The organism is Bradyrhizobium sp. NAS80.1, from assembly GCF_001908205.1.
In the GTDB taxonomy this organism is placed as follows: Bacteria; Pseudomonadota; Alphaproteobacteria; order Rhizobiales; family Xanthobacteraceae; genus Bradyrhizobium.
This window is the reverse complement of sequence record NZ_LGHL01000031.1, coordinates 1-17,098: the sequence shown is the minus strand read 5'-3', so window position 1 is coordinate 17,098 and position 17,098 is coordinate 1. Positions and strand designations below refer to the sequence as shown.

The 17,098-nt window shown below is 59.4% G+C and carries 14 protein-coding genes, 6 pseudogenes and 1 other annotated feature; of the genes and pseudogenes, 14 read left to right on the top strand and 6 right to left on the bottom strand.

The annotated features are described in order from the left end of the window. Positions 1-148: 148 nt before the first annotated feature. Positions 149-1,483: an oxygen-independent coproporphyrinogen III oxidase gene (gene hemN / locus AC629_RS08040; protein WP_074119583.1), complete on the bottom strand. Its 1,335-nt coding sequence runs from the start codon at positions 1,481-1,483 to the stop codon at positions 149-151. Positions 1,484-2,304: 821 nt separating this feature from the next. Here hemN and AC629_RS46600 point away from each other — a divergent pair. Next, positions 2,305-2,460: a hypothetical protein gene (locus AC629_RS46600; RefSeq protein ID WP_167561224.1), complete on the top strand. Its 156-nt coding sequence runs from the start codon at positions 2,305-2,307 to the stop codon at positions 2,458-2,460. Positions 2,461-3,601: 1,141 nt separating this feature from the next. Here AC629_RS46600 and AC629_RS08035 read toward each other — a convergent pair. Next, a pseudogene (locus tag AC629_RS08035) lies at positions 3,602-4,135 on the bottom strand (IS3 family transposase); the annotation flags it as partial. Positions 4,136-4,225: 90 nt separating this feature from the next. On the opposite strand from AC629_RS08035, the gene tnpA reads away from it, so the two are divergent. The 4 genes and pseudogenes from tnpA to AC629_RS50460 all read left to right on the top strand — a co-directional run. Continuing rightward, the gene (tnpA, locus tag AC629_RS08030) at positions 4,226-4,648 is read left to right on the top strand and encodes an IS66-like element accessory protein TnpA (protein ID WP_074117559.1); all 423 of its coding nucleotides are present in this window, start codon (positions 4,226-4,228) and stop codon (positions 4,646-4,648) included. Then, positions 4,642-5,049, top strand: coding sequence for an IS66 family insertion sequence element accessory protein TnpB (gene tnpB / locus AC629_RS08025; protein ID WP_084804171.1), 408 nt, complete (start codon positions 4,642-4,644; stop codon positions 5,047-5,049). Before tnpA ends, tnpB begins: the two co-directional genes overlap by 7 nt. After that, positions 5,046-6,518 (top strand): annotated as a pseudogene (gene tnpC / locus AC629_RS08020) (IS66 family transposase); the annotation flags it as partial. The gene tnpB and the pseudogene tnpC, both read left to right, overlap by 4 nt. 92 nt (positions 6,519-6,610) lie before the next feature. Then, a pseudogene (locus tag AC629_RS50460) lies at positions 6,611-7,204 on the top strand (site-specific integrase); the annotation flags it as partial. Positions 7,205-7,299: 95 nt separating this feature from the next. Here the strand turns inward: AC629_RS50460 and AC629_RS49770 are convergent. Together AC629_RS49770 and AC629_RS08010 are read right to left on the bottom strand one after the other, a co-directional pair. Then, the gene (locus AC629_RS49770) at positions 7,300-7,428 is read right to left on the bottom strand and encodes a hypothetical protein (protein WP_283845952.1); all 129 of its coding nucleotides are present in this window, start codon (positions 7,426-7,428) and stop codon (positions 7,300-7,302) included. Then, complete coding sequence (locus tag AC629_RS08010) at positions 7,425-7,997, bottom strand: tyrosine-type recombinase/integrase (protein WP_083636122.1); 573 nt, start codon at positions 7,995-7,997, stop codon at positions 7,425-7,427. Before AC629_RS08010 ends, AC629_RS49770 begins: the two co-directional genes overlap by 4 nt. 58 nt (positions 7,998-8,055) lie before the next feature. Between AC629_RS08010 and AC629_RS48415 the strand changes: the two genes are divergently transcribed. The 5 genes and pseudogenes from AC629_RS48415 (at position 8,056) to AC629_RS07990 (ending at position 10,638) form a co-directional block, all read left to right on the top strand. Beyond that, positions 8,056-8,493, top strand: coding sequence for a tyrosine-type recombinase/integrase (locus AC629_RS48415; protein WP_245331757.1), 438 nt, complete (start codon positions 8,056-8,058; stop codon positions 8,491-8,493). A gap of 75 nt (positions 8,494-8,568) precedes the next feature. Further along, complete coding sequence (locus AC629_RS48410; protein ID WP_245331756.1) at positions 8,569-8,775, top strand: site-specific integrase; 207 nt, start codon at positions 8,569-8,571, stop codon at positions 8,773-8,775. Continuing rightward, entirely contained in the window at positions 8,772-9,773 is a 1,002-nt protein-coding gene (locus AC629_RS08000; protein WP_084804169.1) for a tyrosine-type recombinase/integrase, read from the top strand. The genes AC629_RS48410 and AC629_RS08000 overlap by 4 nt, the downstream gene beginning before the upstream one ends. 113 nt (positions 9,774-9,886) lie before the next feature. Next, positions 9,887-10,039 (top strand): annotated as a pseudogene (locus AC629_RS07995) (transposase domain-containing protein); the annotation flags it as partial. Next, positions 10,036-10,638 (top strand): plasmid pRiA4b ORF-3 family protein, encoded by a 603-nt coding sequence (locus AC629_RS07990; protein ID WP_074117555.1) that lies wholly within the window; start codon positions 10,036-10,038, stop codon positions 10,636-10,638. The pseudogene AC629_RS07995 and the gene AC629_RS07990, both read left to right, overlap by 4 nt. Positions 10,639-10,680: 42 nt before the next feature. Here the strand turns inward: AC629_RS07990 and AC629_RS07985 are convergent. Next, positions 10,681-11,384: pseudogene (locus AC629_RS07985) on the bottom strand (IS3 family transposase); the annotation flags it as partial. Further along, positions 10,984-11,100: a sequence feature (AL1L pseudoknot), on the bottom strand. It overlaps the preceding pseudogene by 117 nt. A gap of 311 nt (positions 11,385-11,695) precedes the next feature. Between AC629_RS07985 and AC629_RS07980 the strand changes: the two are divergent. The 4 genes and pseudogenes from AC629_RS07980 to AC629_RS50455 form a co-directional block, all read left to right on the top strand. Continuing rightward, on the top strand, positions 11,696-12,589 hold the full coding sequence (locus AC629_RS07980; protein ID WP_084804172.1) for an IS481 family transposase: 894 nt from the start codon (positions 11,696-11,698) through the stop codon (positions 12,587-12,589). A 104-nt stretch (positions 12,590-12,693) separates the two neighbouring features. Next, positions 12,694-12,885: a hypothetical protein gene (locus AC629_RS07975; RefSeq protein WP_143198598.1), complete on the top strand. Its 192-nt coding sequence runs from the start codon at positions 12,694-12,696 to the stop codon at positions 12,883-12,885. A 910-nt stretch (positions 12,886-13,795) separates the two neighbouring features. Then, entirely contained in the window at positions 13,796-14,263 is a 468-nt protein-coding gene (locus tag AC629_RS07965) for a helix-turn-helix transcriptional regulator (protein ID WP_074123282.1), read from the top strand. 178 nt (positions 14,264-14,441) lie between these two features. Beyond that, positions 14,442-14,598, top strand: a pseudogene (locus AC629_RS50455) (nucleotidyl transferase AbiEii/AbiGii toxin family protein); the annotation flags it as partial. A 916-nt stretch (positions 14,599-15,514) separates the two neighbouring features. Here AC629_RS50455 and AC629_RS07960 read toward each other — a convergent pair. Then, complete coding sequence (locus tag AC629_RS07960; protein ID WP_210419007.1) at positions 15,515-15,985, bottom strand: NolY; 471 nt, start codon at positions 15,983-15,985, stop codon at positions 15,515-15,517. Positions 15,986-17,098: the final 1,113 nt, after the last annotated feature.

Sequence of the window (17,098 nt, the reverse complement as noted above, 5' to 3'; positions counted from 1 at the left end):
TCGAAGGCTTCTACAATCGAACTCGTCGTCACTCCGCCATCGGCTTTATCAGCCCGATCGAGATGGAGCTAAAAGCAGCTTAACCCTGTCCATTTTTTCGGGGGAAGATCAAGTCAAAACGCTTTTGTGAGGTTTAGGGCTCGCTGTGCTAATAGGGTGAGCGGTCAAGATAAGCGTCGAATGCGGCGGCAACAGCGCGAACAACAAATCGGTGCTCCCGCTTTACGCGGATTGTTCCATTGTGGATGTCCACGATTCCGTCCTCGGCGAGCATTGGCAAACGTTCAGCTGAATTGAGAAAAGGAATGGGATCAAATCCGTAAGCGGTACAGATTGCCGGCACATCGACCTCCAAATCGCACATCAGGCGCTCGATAATTGCGGCGCGCAGACGGTCTTCGTCGCTGAGGCGATAGCCTTTCGACGTCGGCAGACGGCCGGCGTTGATGCGCCCGCTATATGCGTTCGTTGCGACCTCGTTCTGGACATAACCGTCACTGAGGCGTCCGATGGCCGACGTGCCGAAGCCGATCACCGTTTCACAAGTGTCAGCCGAGTAACCCAAGGAGTTACGTCGCAAGCAACCAGCTTTTTGCGCCAGCGCGAGCTCGTCATCCGGCAAGGCGAAATGGTCCATCCCAATTTGACGGTAGCCGGCGGCGGCCAAAATATCGGCCATAGCCGAAGCCTGTTCAGCGCGAGCAGGATAGTCCGGCAGCGTCGTCTCATCGATCATACGCTGACGCCTCATATACGAAGGAACGTGCGCATAGCCGAAAACCGCAAGCCGGTTGGGTCGCATGGCCACTGCCATGGTCGCGCTCTGCACGCAGGACTGCACCGTCTGGTTTGGAAGGCCGAAGATGAGGTCGAAGTTGATGCTACTTATTCCATGCTGGCGCAGGTTTTCGACGGCCATCGTCGTCTGCGCCTCAGTCTGATTCCGGTTGATCGATGCTTGAACAATAGGATCGAAGCTTTGCACGCCGAGGCTCGCGCGGTTCACTCCGGCTGCTCCTAAGGCGTCGGCCATCCGGGCCGTGAACGTGCGTGGGTCGATCTCGATAGCGAGCGTTGCCGTTTTCTTGAACGCAAAGCAGCGGCGCAAGTGTGCCATCAAGGCCAGGAACTCCGCGGGCTCGATTAGAGTCGGCGTTCCGCCGCCGAAGTGCACGTCACTCACAGGGAGCTCTTGCGGCGCTTTCTCAGCAACCAGGCGGATCTCCTTTCGCAGCACCTCCAGATAGCTGAGAATGGGCGCATCGCGGCGGGTGAAGGCTGTAGGAAAGCCGCAATACCAGCAGATCGAGCGACAAAACGGAACGTGGAGATAGAGCGACACGGGCTCGTTCGGCGGCAGGCGGCTCAGCCATGTTTCATATGCGTTCGCGCCGACCGCCTCGGAGAACTCCGGTACAGTTGGATAGATGGTGTACCAAGGTAAGCGGGGATCGCAGTACTTTTTCAGGAGTGAAGTTTGCAACGTTACAGTCCCTTGCTGCTGGAAGACTTATCCTGATCGCTGCGCTCTCCAGTGTCTTTGCGCTATGTCAATCGAGCCGCTTGAGCCATGCGTTCCTTACCCTGCCGGCACAGAGCAGTAGCTGACGGCGGGAGCGATAGCGATCGTTCATGCAAATTTCAATAAGTGATGTTCATTTTTTGAGGAGAGAAGAGATGATCACGTGGCTGTAATTGGCCAGTGTGCCGTTCTGCTTATCGACCCCTGAGCCGCATAGGATCGTTGACATGCTTGGCACCTGGGCGTTTCGAGCTGTATCGTTCTCCGGCACTCAAAATGATTGCTCTCCAAGGACTTGTAAGCTGCATTCAACAGTCGGACCTGTCCGGACCGATCTCGGTGCGTTTCTGGGCCGGTTTTAGTGGAAACGCTGCTGGGGACGCTCACAGCCTTCGAGACCAGAACGTCAAAATCCAGACGGGGCGAGCTGGCCGGATCAGGTTAATTCCGGCTGCATAAGAACAACGTGGTGCGGGAGAGTTCATGACTTTGAAAACGTAGGCCGGCGCCGTGCACGAGTCGAGTCGCCATTGTCCGAACTGTAATCACGAGAGTTCGCCTCGCGATTCTGCGACGCGCCCTTGATGAAGAAGCTCGCCAACGCGTTCAATAGAAGGTAGCGGAAAGATGCGGGGGCTCTCCGGAAGGCTGAGGCGTTGCGCCAGGAACGGGAGCGAGGCCAATGAATGAGCAGATCGAGGACCAGGTGGATCCAACGGTTGGCGCCCGAGTGCAGCTAAGCCCTCGCAATGGAAGCGAAGAAGGCTCGGGAGGCTGCTGGGATGACTGATGTCACCGACGGGGACTTCATCGCCGTTCTTCTGGCGCATGCAAATTCGGTCGCAGCCTCCGCCGCGCCGAAGCACCAAGCTCCATTCTACAACATGACGCAACGTTCGATTCAAGTCTGCTTTGGTGCCGCGCATGAAATAACTTAATAGCGCACGGCAATGAGGGGCTGAGCCTCAATTCCGCCACGCCGCTTGTTTCATTCTCGAGAGTGTCATCACGGATGTACTGATGATGTTGGGGCGGACCCGACGCACTTCCACTCCCGGTCTAGTGCGTCGGGGCGCCTTGGTTACGACTGGATCCGGCGGTAAGGTACAGAGCTTGCAGTGCGCGCTTGTGTGGTTGAGATTCGCGAGAATCAATCCGGACTGATTATCTTCGGCACCTAGACATGAAGACATGCGCGTACGAGGGTTGCTGATCAAGACGTCGGTGAAACCGCCACGGAAGTAAGTCGAAACAAGCGACGCCCACCATTCAGATGCGGACGAATGCGATATCGAAGTCGGTCGAGTCGGCTTGGACAGTCCAGCGTTCTCCTGCCTCACCGGTGCCAGCCAAATGGTCGCGCCGTCGTGGCGCATCGATCTTTGGTCGAGGTTTGGGATCTCTATCGGAAACTGCCGATGCCCGCGTGAGAGCCGGAGTCTCCTGTCAAGCGCGCTTCCGTGCCTTCGGCAGCAGCGCGCCGCCCGCTCGTTGGCCAAATGCCGTCGAAACCTACAATTCACTGCTTAGCTTGTGACCAAGAACGTCCTTCGTGTTGCTCAGCTCGAGCGTTGGAGTACCGCCCACACCAGACGTCTTGTAGATCGCTTCGCGGCTCAGTCCAGTCTAGCGCGAGAACCTCGAAGCTCCCCGAGCCTTGGCTAATGCACGAACGATCATCGCGCACAAGCGCTGGTTTTTGGATAGGCGGCCTGTTGATCCGGCATCTGCAGCTAGTTCTGAAGTAGAAGTTGGATGCATTAGGGGGCATATCAAAAACTCCTTTGTCCGATGCTTGGCGGTCCTACTATCCTGGTTTTGCCGCAGCGCGGGAGACCCATGGGGCTGCCCTGCTGAACCAAGAAGGCGATACCGCGCGGCCATAGTCGATTCACAGTTCGCAAGCGCCTTCGGCAACCGATTTCACATCGCCCGCCCGGAGCCAGATATCAGCGGCATCCGCGAGGTAATAACGCCTCTTTCAAGGTGCTCACTTGATAGTCCCACGCCGAGTTCTAAAGGGACGTGTATTGGTCAAGTTGAACCGCCTCGGGTTTGCCGGAGGCCATTTGGTTTAAGTTATGCCGCCATGGCCGATTGTTCCAGCATGGCGTAGTAGCGTTGCTCGGCTTCGGCCGGCGGGATGTTTCCGATGGGCTCCAGGAGCCGTCGGTTGTTGAACCAATCGACCCATTCGAGAGTGGCGAACTCGACGGCCTCGAAGCTGCGCCATGGCCCGCGCCGATGGATCACCTCGGCCTTGTAGAGGCCGTTGATGGTTTCGGCGAGAGCGTTGTCATAGGAATCTCCGATACTGCCGACAGAAGGCTCCACGCCAGCTTCAGCCAGGCGCTCGGTGTACTTAACGGATACGTATTGGCTGCCCCTGTCGCTGTGGTGCACGAGCCCGCCACGATGGACCGGGCGTCGATCATGGAGTGCCTGCTCCAGAGCATCGAGCACGAAGCCTGCATGCGCCGTGCGCGAGGCCCGCCAGCCCACGATCCTGCGAGCATAGGCGTCGATGACAAAGGCGACGTAGACGAAGCCGGTCCAGGTTGCGACATAGGTGAAGTCGGAGAGCCAAAGGACGTTCCGCCGTGGCGCCTTGAACGTAAGCGTGGCGTAGAGGCCCTTGAGAATTTTTGTACTCAGTCCTGAGAGCACCGCTAGAAGAGTCCATCTTCTGCAAGGGTGCTCACAATGGACGACCATTCGGACGACATAAGACGACCGTTGTCACCGCGTATCGAAGTGTACGCAGGCGCAGGTCGAAAGCGCTGGCCGGACGATTTGAAGGCACAGATTGCCGCGGAAAGCCTCGAGCCGGGGGCGATTGTCACAAATGTCGCGCGTCGCCATGGGTGCCGGCCCCAGCAGGTGCACGACTGGCGGCGCCGGGCGCGTTTGGGCCAGTTGGTGCTGCCGGCTTCGGCGGACACGCTGTCGTTCGTGCCGGTAGTATCGGAATCGGCGCTACTGGCGGCCGCAGAGCCCACCAGGTCGCCGGAATCAGCCGTTGTGACGGTTGAGCTCCAGGGGGCACGAGTGGAGGTGCGGGGGACGCCTGGCCTTGCTGTGTTGAGTGATGTGTTCTTGGCGCTTCGACCGACACATTCATGCTGACCCCGCCCGCGAGCCTCATGATTTACGTGGCGACGCAACCCGTGGACTTCAGAAAAGGTGCGGAGGGCTTGGCGCTGTTGGCGAAGGAGACGCTGGGCCATGACCCGATGAAGGGCGTGGCGGTGGTGTTCCGTGCGAAGCGCGCCGATCGGGTGAAGATTGTCGTGTGGGATGGCGGCGGCCTTGTGATGTATTGGAAGCGGCTCGATGGCAGCGGCTTCAAATGGCCTCCTATCGTGGCTGGCGTGATGCGGATGAAGCCGCCCAGCTGTCCGCGCTTTTGGCCGGCATGGATTGGACGCGGATGCACGCGCCTCGAATCCCGCAGCCGAAGGCGCTTGCGTAAAGATACAAATCTTCGCTGCATCGGGGCGCGAAGCATGGCAAGCTTGTGCCAATGAGTGATTTGCCCGATGAGCTGCCGAGCGATCTGGCCGAGTTGCGTGTCTTTGCCGCGGCTCTGCTGGATCGCTGCGCCAGGCTTGAGCGGTTGCTCAAGCTTGCAAAAGATGCGCGGTTCGGTCGGTCCTCGGAAAAGCTGGACGCTGATCAGCTACAGCTTGTTCTGGAGGACATCGAAGAGGCCGTCGCGGCCCTCGAAGCAGCCGAGGATCGCGCCAATCCCAGAACCTGCGAGAAGAGGACGGCCGAGCGCAGAGCCAACCGTGGTCAGTTGCCGGAGCATTTGCCGCGCATCATCGAGACCCTGATGCCCGCTGCAACCTGCTGCCCGTGCTGCGCAGGCGTTCTTTTTGAGATCGGCCATGATGAGAGCCAGAGGCTGGACGTCGTACCGGCGCAGTATCGCGTCATCGTCACCCGCCGACCCAAACTGGCCTGCCGCGCCTGTCACGGCGTCGTCCTTCAGCACGCCGCTCCCGAGCGATTGATCAGGGGAGGACTGCCGACCGAGCGGCTCGTCGCGCATGTGATCGATGCCAAGTATCATTGGCATTTGCCGCTTTACCGCCAGGCGCAGATGCTGGCGACGCACGGTATCGCCATCGACCGTTCCACGCTCGCCTTCTGGGTCGGCTATGCCGCTCAGGAATTGAAGCCCTTGTGGCATCGTCTGCGCCTGCTTCTGCTCGCCTCTTCGAAGCTCTGTGTCGATGAGACCCCCGCACCGGTGTTGGATCCGGGGCGCGGCAGGACCAAAACCGGCTACTTCTGGGCGCTCTCGCGCGATGACAGGCCCTGGGCCGGACCTGACCCACCTGGCGCGGTTTACGCCTATGCACCGGGCCGTGGGGCCGTTCATGGCTTGCAGCTGCTTGAGGGCTATCGTGGCATCATCCACTGCGACGGCTATCAGGCTTACAAGACCATGACCCGAGAGACGCGTGCGGACGCCTTGTCCGGGACGCTCGCCTTCTGCTGGTCGCATCTGAGGCGCCAGTTTGTGAAGATCGAGCGCGAGGCTGCTCCGGCGCCAGCTCCGGTTGCCCGCGAGGCTCTTGAGCGCATCGCCCAGCTTTACGCGGTCGAGAAAGCGCTCCGCGGCCGATCGGATGCCGAACGCCGTGCTGGCAGGCAGGCGCATGCCCGACCTCTGGTTATAGCCTTGAAGCAGTGGTTTGAGGCCAAACTTGATCACGTTGCACAGAAGAGCGACACGGCGAAGGCCTTGCGTTACGCGCTGCGTCATTGGGACGGCCTGACGCTCTACCTTGATGACGGGCGCATCGAGATGGACACGAATGCTGTCGAGCGTGCGATGCGGCCGATCAAGCTCAACGCCAAGAACTCCCTTTTTGCCGGTTGTGACGAGGGCGCCGAGAATTGGGCCGTCCTGGCTTCATTAATCGAGACCTGTCTATGCCGAGTGCGGCATAGACAGGTTTGGACGACTGCCGAACTATGCCGAATGGGCTTGTTTTCCCCGAGATTCACCGTGAGCGGCGTGTAATCGGCTCGGCATAGTTTGTCTTGTACCTCCGCTTTCAACAGCGGAGGTCAGGTATGATTGCGAAAGAGTACTTGGGCAGAAGCCGGCTGTACCGGCGTCTCAGAGGCGGACCGCACGGACTGCTCATCGAGCGCTATGGCGCTCGTCTCGTCGAAGAGGGACTCGTTCAGCACGGCACGTGGCGTTGCCTCAACGTGGTTGGCGGGCTCCTGAGTTGGATCGCAGGCCGTCGCTTTGGGCTGCTCGATCTCGATGAGCAGGTCGTTGAGCGGTACCTCCGACATCGAGGCGGGAGGCAGTCTATCCAACCTGGTGACCGGGCCGCGCTCAAGCGATGGCTGTCGGTGCTGCGCGAGGAAGGCGCGATCGCGCCGACGGTGCTGCCGCCTCTCACCCCGCACGAACGGATCTTCAAGGAGTTCGATGCCTACCTGCGATCAGAGCGCGGGTTGGCCCCGAGGTCCATTGTCCGCCATCTCCCGGTTATCCGCAGGTTCCTGCACGAGGTGTGCTCCGGCGGCGCCACCGCCCTGTACAAGATCAGCCAAGAGGACGTGATCCGCTACATTGAGCGCCACGCCCAGGATTGGAGCCCGGGAACAGGCAAGGCGCTGTGCTGGTCGCTGCGCGCCTTTCTCCGTTACCTCCACCATCGGGGGCTGAACGCACGCCCATTGGCGGATTGCGTTCCATCGTTGCGACGGTGGAACCTCGCAACTCTGCCGACCTATTTGCCTGCCGCTCAGGTGCGGAAGGCCCTCGACGGTTGCGACAGAGAGACGGTGAGCCGACAGGTCTGGTGCTCGTACTTGTATCCCAGTCCCTTGCGCATGCTCAGGTACTTATCGAGTGCGGAGCGCAGATTGGTCATTGCACGCCTCCCGGCCAGGGCAGGCTCAATGTTCTCAGCGCATCGATGTCGACCTTCGCGTAAATCCGAGTGGTGTCGTGGTTCTCGTGCCGCAGCAGTTGTCCGATCTCCGACAAGGTCGCGCCAGATCGGAGAAGCTCAGTAGCGAGACTGTGTCGGAAGATATGGGCGCCGCGGTGTGCGCAACCTTCGATTCCAACGCGATCGAGAGCGACCTTGGCGATCATGGTGATCGCACATCCGGAAGCAAAGCCGACGTGCGGCGCGAGTGTGCGGACGAACAACCGTCGGCAGGACGACTTTGGGCGACCATTGCGCAGATATGCAACGATGGCCGCGCCAACGTCTGGCGGTATTGGCATCCGTGCACGCTGTCGGCCCTTGGCGCGAACGAGTATCTCGCTGGCGCGCCAGTCGATATCATCGAGGGTGAGCGTCGCGACCTCGTCGGCCCGCAGGCCGAGCTTGGCCAGCAACAACAGAATGGCGTAGTCGCGCCGTCCCATCACCGACTTCGTCGCCTTCATGGAGAAGCGTAAAGCCAGGATCATCACGACGAGGCTGGCCATGGAATGGGCAACGTTGCCGCCCGATCGTCATGCATCCTGGGCGCTGCGATTGAGCGACGTGCGCGGGTTCGCGCGCCATGTCGCCAACTTCGATCCGAGAACGGAGGTACCGCCCGTGGGCATGCTGCCGGGATGGAAGCGCGCCAAGCCCTATGTCTACAGCGACGCGGAGATCCTTGCGTTGCTGACGGCAGCGCTGGCTCTGCCGCCAGCGGACGGGCTGCGTCGATGGACCTACCATACCTTGTTCGGGCTGATCGCGGTGACGGGCATGCGCATATCCGAGGCGATGGGCCTGGAGCGTGATGACGTCGACCTCGATGCCGGCGTGCTGACGGTCCGGTTGACCAAGTTCGGCAAGTCGCGGCTCGTACCTTTACATCCGACGACGAGAACCGCGCTGCGCGACTACGCCCGCCGGCGCGATGCGCTGCTCGGATCACGCTGCGCCTCGACCTTCTTCGTTGCCGAACAGGGAGGCCGCTTGCTTCACTAGTACGTTCATCGCGTCTTCTGGAGATTGTCCAGAGAGATCGGGCTGCGGCGCCCAGGTGATCGTACCGGGCCACGCGTGCACGACTTCCGTCATCGCTTCGCCATCCGGACGCTGCTCGACTGGTATCGCGGAGGCAAGAACGTCGAGCAGCAACTGCCAGTGCTCTCCACTTACCTCGGCCACGCCTGCGTGCGCGATACTTACTGGTATCTCTCTGCCTGCCCCGAATTGATGGAAGAAGCGGCGCGGCGTCTCGATCGGCGATGGGAGGTGACGCCATGAAGCCCGCCTGCAATCTCGCCACGTTGATCGAGCGCCTCTTCACCGAGCGCCTCATGCGCCAGCGCAACGTTAGCGGCAACACGATCGCCTCCTACAGGGACACGTTCCGGCTGCTGTTCATGTTCGCACAGATGCAGCTGCGGAAGCCTCCATCGGCCCTGACGCTCACCGATTTGGACGCAACGTTCATCGGCGCGTTCCTCACCGATATCGAGGTAAGGCGCGGCGCCAGCGCGAAGACGCGTAACCTGCGTCTGACCGCCATCCGATCCTTCTTCAGGTTCGTGTCCTTCGAGGAGCCGACACACAGTGCGCTGATCCAGCGCGTGCTCGCAATACCGAGCAAGCGCCACGACAAGCGACAGGTGCACTTCCTGACGCGCCCCGAGATCGAGGCGGTTCTCGCCGCGCCCGATCGAACGACGTGGCTTGGCCGCCGCGATCACACGTTGCTGCTGGTCGCGGCCCAGACGGGCTTACGCCTCTCCGAGCTGACCGGCCTTGACCGGGATGCCGTCCACCTCGGATCTGGCGCACACGTACGATGCATCGGTAAAGCGCGGAAGGAGCGGACCACTCCGCTGACCGTACTCGCTCGGTGCGCGCTCCAGGCATGGCTCAAGGAACCGTTGCGGAAAGGAGCAACAGCTTTGTTCCCCAACGTGCATGGGGGGCGGCTCAGTGCCGACAGCGTCCAGTCACTGCTGGGAAAGCATGTTCGTGTCGCTCACAAGAGTTGCCCGTCCTTGAAGGCCAAGAGCGTGTCGCCGCACGTGCTGAGGCACAGCGCTGCGATGGAACTGCTGCAAGCCGGCGTCGACTGCTCCGTGATCGCGCTGTGGCTCGGTCATGAATCGGTCGAGACGACGCAGACGTACCTGCACGCCCATCTCGCCCTCAAGGAGGCTGCCCTGGCGAAGCTCAAGCCGCATCAGCGCGGCAAGCGAACCCGCTTCCGGCCGAACGACCGCCTGCTGGCCTTCCTGGAGGCGCTCTGAACGACCAGACTATGCCGAATGGAATGGGGCTGCCGTGCACGCGATCGACCATGCCGCCGTGACGACGACGCGCCATACCGGACCCGTTCGGCATAGTTCGGCGGGCGGCATAAACCTGTAAGCTCAATGGCGTCAGTGCCGAGCACTGGCTCGCTGATGTTCTCGCGAAGCTCGTCAATGGTTGGCCTGCGGCGCGACTGGACGAACTGCTCCCTTGGGCGTCGATCTACACGATGCATGCACACGATCTGAGGCTGGCGGCATGAGCCTGAACACGACCGCGGTCCGGATCAAGGTGACCCTCAAGGACGTGAAACCGGAGGTGATGCGTCGCCTTGTCGTCCCCGTCACCCTGCGCCTTGATCGGCTGCACCTGACGCTTCAGGAGGCATTTGGCTGGACGAACAGCCACCTCTTCGAGTTCTTCGCCGGTGAGGTCCGTTGGGGGATTCCCGACCCCGACAATGATTACGGTCACCAGCCCTTGGATGCCAGCAAAGCGCGGCTTTGCGATGTCGTTCGCGAGACCGGCGTCAAGACGATCCATTATCTCTATGACTTCGGCGACAGCTGGGATCACGTAATCAAGCTCGAAAAGTGGTTCGACAATACGACAACGGAGGGACTTCCCCTCTTGCTCGAGGCCGCCGGTCGTTGTCCTCCGGAAGATGTCGGCGGTGCGCCAGGCTATGCCGAATACCTTGAGGCCATCAGCGACCCCACCCATCCGGAGCACGAACAAATGCGCCTCTGGGGCCCCGAGCAGTTCGATCCCAACATCGTCGACCGGAAGGCGCTCGAGGCCGCCGTCAACGCATTGCCGGAAATATGGAAGCCGCGCCGGCGCACCACGCGCTCAAAATAGACGTCAAGCACCAATCAAAAGGGCCGCAGAGCTACGCTTACCCTTGAACTGGCGGTTGACGTGATCCAGCGGGCATGGCGCCGCCTTGTCGCTGATCGTGGTCTTGACGGATTTGCCGCGGATGACCCCTTGCAAACCCATGTCCCGCATCAGCCGCGACACCGTGCAACGGGCAACATCGAAGCCTTCGCGCTTGAGCTGGCGCCAGACCTTGCGCACGCCGTAGACGGAGAAGTTCTGATCGAAGACGCGCCGAACCTCGATCTTCAGCGCGACGTCCTGCCTGGCGCGCGCCGACCGCTTCGCCGGATCGCGCCGTTTGGCCACATGGGCGTGGTAGGTCGAGGGGGCAATCGGCAAAACCTTGCAGATCGGCTCGACCCCATGCGCCCCACGATGATCGTCAATGAAGGCGATCATGGCTTGGACCGGCGGTCGAGCTCCGCCATCGCAAAATAAGCGCTCGCCTTGCGCAGGATCTCGTTGGCCTGCCGAAGCTCACGGTTCTCCCGTTCCAGGGCCTTCAGCTTCTCGGCCATCTCAGTCGGAACGCCAGTCCGCTGCCCGCTGTCGATCTCGGTCTTCTTGACCCAGTCATGAAGCGTCTGCGGTGTGCAGCCGATCTTGGCCGCAATCGATGTCACCGCCGCCCAGCGCGAAGGGTGCTCGCCGGCGTGATCCAGAACCATCCGAACCGCGCGGTCCCGGACCTCAGGCGAAAACTTGTTCGTCGTCTTGCTTGTCATGGCTCCATCCTCTCAGGAGTTGGAGCCTCCGGCAAACCCGGGGCGGTTCAAGTCGTGGATCCCCAGTTCGCCTGCTGCGCAATCAAACGGATCGGTTTGCGAAGAGGGCGATGGATACCGCAGTCTACACTACACTCGAACTCCTAAACCGTTGACGCCTTGCGATGACGAACGCGAGTGTCAGGCCATTTCATGAGTTGCGTCCAAAGAATGCCCACCAAAACACGGGGCGACAGCATATGTATGTAGGAGTGTACGGACTTGCGAGACATCCTTTAACCTGAGCCTCAAGGGCAGGAAGGATGATCGTGATGCACAAATTCAGGCGCGATGTGGACCATAAGCTGCGGGTGCTCGAGCACGCTGACAAGATTGGCGATGTCGGCAAGGCATGTCGGTATTTCGGCGTCGGCAGAGCCAGCTTCTATCGCTGGCGGACGGCCTATCGGCAGCACGGCATGGCAGGTCTTGAGAACCGCAAAACGGCGCCGAAGAACCCTGCCAATCGCACGGCTCCGGAGATCGTCGAGAAGGTCCTGCACCTGCGCAAGACCTATCGTCTCGGGCCAATCCGCATCGTCTGGTATCTGGCACGTTATCACGCCATCACCATCTCCGATGCCGGCGTGTATCGCGTACTCAGGCGCAACGGCCTCAGTCGACTGCCCGGCGGCACGCGTGTTCGCAAGATCCACACCCAGCGATACCAGAAACAGGTGCCGGGTCATCAGATCCAGGTCGACGTCAAGTTCTTGAAATTCGAAGGAAAAGACGGAAAGCTCGTGAAGCGGTACCAATACACAGCGATCGACGATGCCACACGCATTCGCGCCCTGAAAATCTACGACCGCCACAATCAGTCGAACGCGATCGACTTCATCAATACTATCGTCGACAAATTCCCGTTCCGCATCCGCGAGGTGCGGACGGACAATGGCCATGAATTCCAGGCCCAATTCCACTGGCATGTTGAAGACCTGGGCATTCGCCACGCTTACATTAAACCCGCTTCGCCGCAACTCAACGGCAAGGTCGAGCGGTCACATCGAACAGATGAGCAGGAGTTCTACCAGCTCCTGACCTACACCGACGATGTCGACCTGCGCGCAAGGCTGTCCGAGTGGGAGCAGTTCTACAACCTCTCCAGACCTCACGGTGCATTCAACGGAAAAGCGCCTTACGAGGTTCTCCGCGAACGGCTATAATCCGCCAGCGGATGTCTCATAAGTACGCTTACATTACAGCCGAACTCGGCAGCAGTTTTCTTCGTTGGCTGAGAGAGGTAATTGCGGACGAGGCAGTTCACTCGATGAACGCTGTTAATGTTATCCGTGCCCGTTACTACGATCGCATTCCGGAAATCGGCACAATTATCGATAGCCTAATCGACAGCGTGGGCGATGATCTGGATTATACCGGCACCATCGTACTGGATTACTTCTGGGAAAATTATACAAATGTTTGCCAACTGCCGCGCCGTTGTCCTGAGAAACGTCGGTAAGCCGCTATCAGCCGCAGCGATGGCTTGAAGCGTAGGCGCGCAAGAAGAGAGTTTGCGCCATATCCCATGGGTGCCTCAGGATTGCATGTGTTGGTCGGTCAGTGCGGATGCGGCTAACATAGGATTCCAGCCGGCAGCATGCGCTGCGCTTGAACTGTCCGCCTGTTTCACGTTCCTCGCAAGCGACAGGCAATAGTGGCTACATACAGGAGGCACGGATCGCACATCAGGAGAAAAAGCCAACCTGGGAATCATGACGAACAACTAAGCCAAACCGCGGTGTCGGCTTTCCTCCCGATGTCGCGATGTCTTCAACGCACGCGCCTGCAGCACGTATCCCAATGCTGTCAAGTCATTGTTGCTAAAGCCGATTTGTTGGGGAAGGTGCAAGTGGTACGACACTTGCTGTTCTCATTTCCAGGTTTTCTCCTTTCCGGAGATGCATATGCAAAGTGTCCTCTGCACTAAGCAGAATTTCCGACTGCGTGCATGTCGGGGTATCCCCCTGACGAACATCGCCATGCACTACGAGTGCGGATCGCGCTCAACCCAAAAGAGTTGTTCGCGTTGGAGGCGCCCGACTGAAGCACTCAGACGCCTCGCGATGTTTATGCAAGGGGCCAAAGCTGCGCGACGAGGATGCCGGGCTGCTCATCGACCCCGCTCTCGTCGGCGCCGACGCCGTGAAGGTCACTTGCGGACTGACGAGGCAGATCCGTCGGACCGTGCACGACCGTGGCAGATCTCTTTTCATGGTCGCCAGCAATCCGAACATCAAGGGTGACACCGCGCTTGGGGGGCGGCAACATGGAGCTGCTCGGCGACGGATTGGAACGTGCCTCCGCTCAAATCAAGTTCAATCGAGCGGCGCAATACCGACCTGCTGGGCCAGCCTGCTGAGGCGTCTACAATGAATCTTTTCAGCTTCATCGAATGCGCGACGCGAACGCAATCTCTCAGATCGCTTTTCGAGCTTCTTGTGAAATGTGCGAGCGACGAGGGCTTCAGCGAAGTCTTTTACGGAGCGCTCAATTTCGCGGAGCCACTTCGCCTACCGGAGTATCCGCCGCCCGCGGTGGCCGTAAAATGGCCGCCCGAATGGTGTGAGCGATATTTTAGGGGGAAGTACTACAAAATCGATCCAGTGGTCAGGCGGATATCCACGCGGCCGTTTCTGTGGGATCAACTCGCCGAGCAACATCGACTAGTGGCAAAGGGCAAATCGTCATGGGAAATCGGGAGAATATTACATATTAGCGAGAATACGGTGAACTTTCATCTTAAGAACGCGATGCGAAGGTTGGGCGCGACCAGTCGGATCCAAGCCGTCATTGTGGCGATCCGCCTCAATCTTATCTTGGACGTCGAGGTTGCGTGAGCATCTAGACGGCATCGGATGATCGTCTGAAAATTAACTTGCGCCCGGAAACTGTTGAAGACAGAAGATCGATACCAAGGGCAATCGTTCGCCTGGGCATTGAGCAAGCTCGACCTGCCATGTGACGCGGGCACTTGCGGCTAGCTTCTCTGACGCCTTCACGAGGCAGGTCGCTCTACTGCAGTGCGTCTTCCATTCATCATAGGAAAAGTGCTTCGCCCTGAAAGGCGGCACCGCGATCAATGTCCTCGTCCGTGACATGCCTCGACTCTATAGATCTCAGTTATGTACCGGTCGCGCCGCGAGCCGAATCCCTGGCCGAGGTTGGCGCTGCGGATGGAACGCATCTACGGCAAGATCAAAGAGGAGATCTGAGTTTCAGGTTCGTCAGACTTAAAAGAGGCGGCCATCGTTAAACTGCTTGTTAGTACGTTGCCGCTCACGCTCGAATACGAGCAGTGCAGGAGATGCACCTGTGGGAGCGACGTCTCCGCTTACCTTCACCGAGCGGATATCATCGCGTCGGCGCGCTTCCCAATGCGCGGTTCACGCTTATCGTGCGCAAAAGTGTCGAATCGCGTACTTTTGCGGTTTCAGAAGCGCTTGCACAGATCCTTGGCCGATTCAAAGTCACGCAGCGTCCGTCCCTTGAAAGTAGTCGACTGTGCAGGCGTGTACGGTTCCTAACGCCGCTATCTGGACGCCCGAACGGATCGTGAGCGGTATTGAAACATGCTCGCCGCAAGCCCATCAATGCGAACGCCGACATCACCGAGGTCAGGAACGTGACATCTGTCGCCGTTGAAGGATCAGACCCTTCCGAGGATTGCTCCGGGAAGGACCACCAACCTGAGCAATCATGGTGTTGACGCATCGATGACGGGCCGGCGTAAGGATAGGCATGCGCAAACAGCGCCGGGATGCTGGCGAAGTTGCGGTAGAAAATGACCCAATGAGTTTCTCAGCAAAGGACCGTGACGGCCACTTAGAAGGTTCGTCTTTCGGACAGGCGATGCCCATAAGCTTCCGACGCAGGCCAGGATCGATTGGCCTCAGCTAAGTTGCTGCTTGTCGGTATTGATCCGCGACAGGAGTGATTCGTCTTCTGTGTTCACTTGCAGATGACCAAGAACATCGTTGCGGAAGTCCGTTGCTTTGCAAGCAGGAAGACAGCGAGGGTTCGCCTAAAAAGCTGCGCCGGAACCCGCAACGGGATGGAGTGCTTTGGGAAACTTGCCAGGACAGTACGGTTTATGCGCCGCAGCATGGATTAGCGCTCTGCCTGATCAATTCGCAAAAATGCAGCGCATCATTAACTCCATCAAAGGCATCTGGTCGGCCATCAGCGGCCACCGCACGCGCCAGGATAAGTTTCGCGAGTGTGGTCCGGTTGTCAGGAGTCTGCATAGCTGGCGGTAGGGCCGCGACTGCTTGATCAAAAAGCCGGCCTAAAACCTGAAGGTCTTCTGGATAGAAAACACCGCCGTGTCTTTCTTGCAGCGGCGCGGTCTGCCTGCGGCCAACTGCAGCCCCGGCTCTCGTGTCGCCCAAGAGGTCGCTCTCCAATTGCGCTGATATCAAGGTGCCTGTGACGTTGCTGACCAATTGAACCGCGCCGAGCGGTTTCTTGTCTTCGCAGATTAGTCCTACAGCAGCTTCGACCTGCTGGTGTATCCCATGTTTAGGGTGCGGCACACCCAAACTACAACGATCGAAGTCCACTGCGCGTTCTCCCGATAAAGGAACGATAGGTAAAGATGAGGTGTTCGGTCAACCGTCGGTGGCCTAGCCAAATTGCAGTTGCTCGACTTTGGCGACGCGAGGCTGTCTTGAGAAACGTTGACAATTCACGCCACGGCGAAGCCGCGACTGTCGCGGTTCGGAAGTTCGCGCTGCTACGCGCGGTGCTGACGTGTTGATTCGTCGACCCGAATGCCATAGGGCGCACGGACGAGGCGCAGCCAAGGAGGACGCCATCAGGGCAATCCACCTTGCCGCGTCTCAGACATTAATTATTATTGACGGGCAATTGATTTGAGCGCGCCAGCAGACTGCTAAGGGGCGCCCCTGCATCTAGCCAATGAGTTTCGTCCAACCAGGCGATCGCAAAAGGTGAATTCGCCTGCAACGTTGCTGACGACAGAGAATCCATTGTCATACGACCTTCCTGATCGCTGTTTCCAATCCGGCGGTCAAATATGAGGTTGAGGCGGGTCCGGTAAAATCGATTGTTTTTATGGAAGCCATCCAGACTGCCGATAGGTCATGGCTGATGCACCAGTCGGCGACATGGTGGACCGCAGGCCTGAAAAAAAAAACAAGCTCGCGGTGGAGTCGAACCATCGTAACGCCGCTGTTCGACCTGAAGAAACCCCACGAACGATCGGAGAGCGTGGTGACCGGCGCCGTGCCGAGACCCGCTTTGGTAGCAAGAGGGGTTGAGGTCACGCTGCCGCGTACTCCTGCTGAGCCGCTCAGCAGATAGCAGGGGCTCCCTGCTGAGCGAAGCGTGATCTGCCGATCGTCAGGCTAGGCGTACTATCCTGGCCCACGAGAAGGCGCTGCCGCAAGACCTGATCACACGGCAGCGACGACGCACAGTCAACGCTGCCGAGTCATTTCGGATTGAATCGTCTTTGCTGTGTATACGGAAGTCTCTAGTACCTCGTCACAGAGGTTTTGACTCTTTGAGTTCGGTCTAGTTTGGCGGCGGGTTTGGGGTAGGCACGGCCCATTTTGGCGCGAGCTTTTTCGGTTGTGAACATCCATTTGATGCGGGCGCGTTCGGCATTGCGCCGCTTCTGCCAGGCCGCGGTTTCGGCGACGAGCCGGGCG

What these genes read in the sequence shown, in the direction of transcription:
- AC629_RS07990 (WP_074117555.1), top strand. Translation starts at nt 10,036, where the DNA reads ATGAGCCTGAACACGACCGCGGTCCGGATCAAGGTGACCCTCAAGGAC.
- AC629_RS07980 (WP_084804172.1), top strand. Translation starts at nt 11,696, where the DNA reads ATGCACAAATTCAGGCGCGATGTGGACCATAAGCTGCGGGTGCTCGAG.
- AC629_RS07975 (WP_143198598.1), top strand. Translation starts at nt 12,694, where the DNA reads ATGAACGCTGTTAATGTTATCCGTGCCCGTTACTACGATCGCATTCCG.
- AC629_RS46600 (WP_167561224.1), top strand. Translation starts at nt 2,305, where the DNA reads ATGACTGATGTCACCGACGGGGACTTCATCGCCGTTCTTCTGGCGCAT.
- tnpA (WP_074117559.1), top strand. Translation starts at nt 4,226, where the DNA reads ATGGACGACCATTCGGACGACATAAGACGACCGTTGTCACCGCGTATC.
- tnpB (WP_084804171.1), top strand. Translation starts at nt 4,642, where the DNA reads ATGCTGACCCCGCCCGCGAGCCTCATGATTTACGTGGCGACGCAACCC.
- AC629_RS49770 (WP_283845952.1), bottom strand. Translation starts at nt 7,428, where the DNA reads ATGACCAATCTGCGCTCCGCACTCGATAAGTACCTGAGCATGCGCAAG.
- AC629_RS08000 (WP_084804169.1), top strand. Translation starts at nt 8,772, where the DNA reads ATGAAGCCCGCCTGCAATCTCGCCACGTTGATCGAGCGCCTCTTCACC.
- AC629_RS07965 (WP_074123282.1), top strand. Translation starts at nt 13,796, where the DNA reads ATGAATCTTTTCAGCTTCATCGAATGCGCGACGCGAACGCAATCTCTC.
- AC629_RS08010 (WP_083636122.1), bottom strand. Translation starts at nt 7,997, where the DNA reads ATGGCCAGCCTCGTCGTGATGATCCTGGCTTTACGCTTCTCCATGAAG.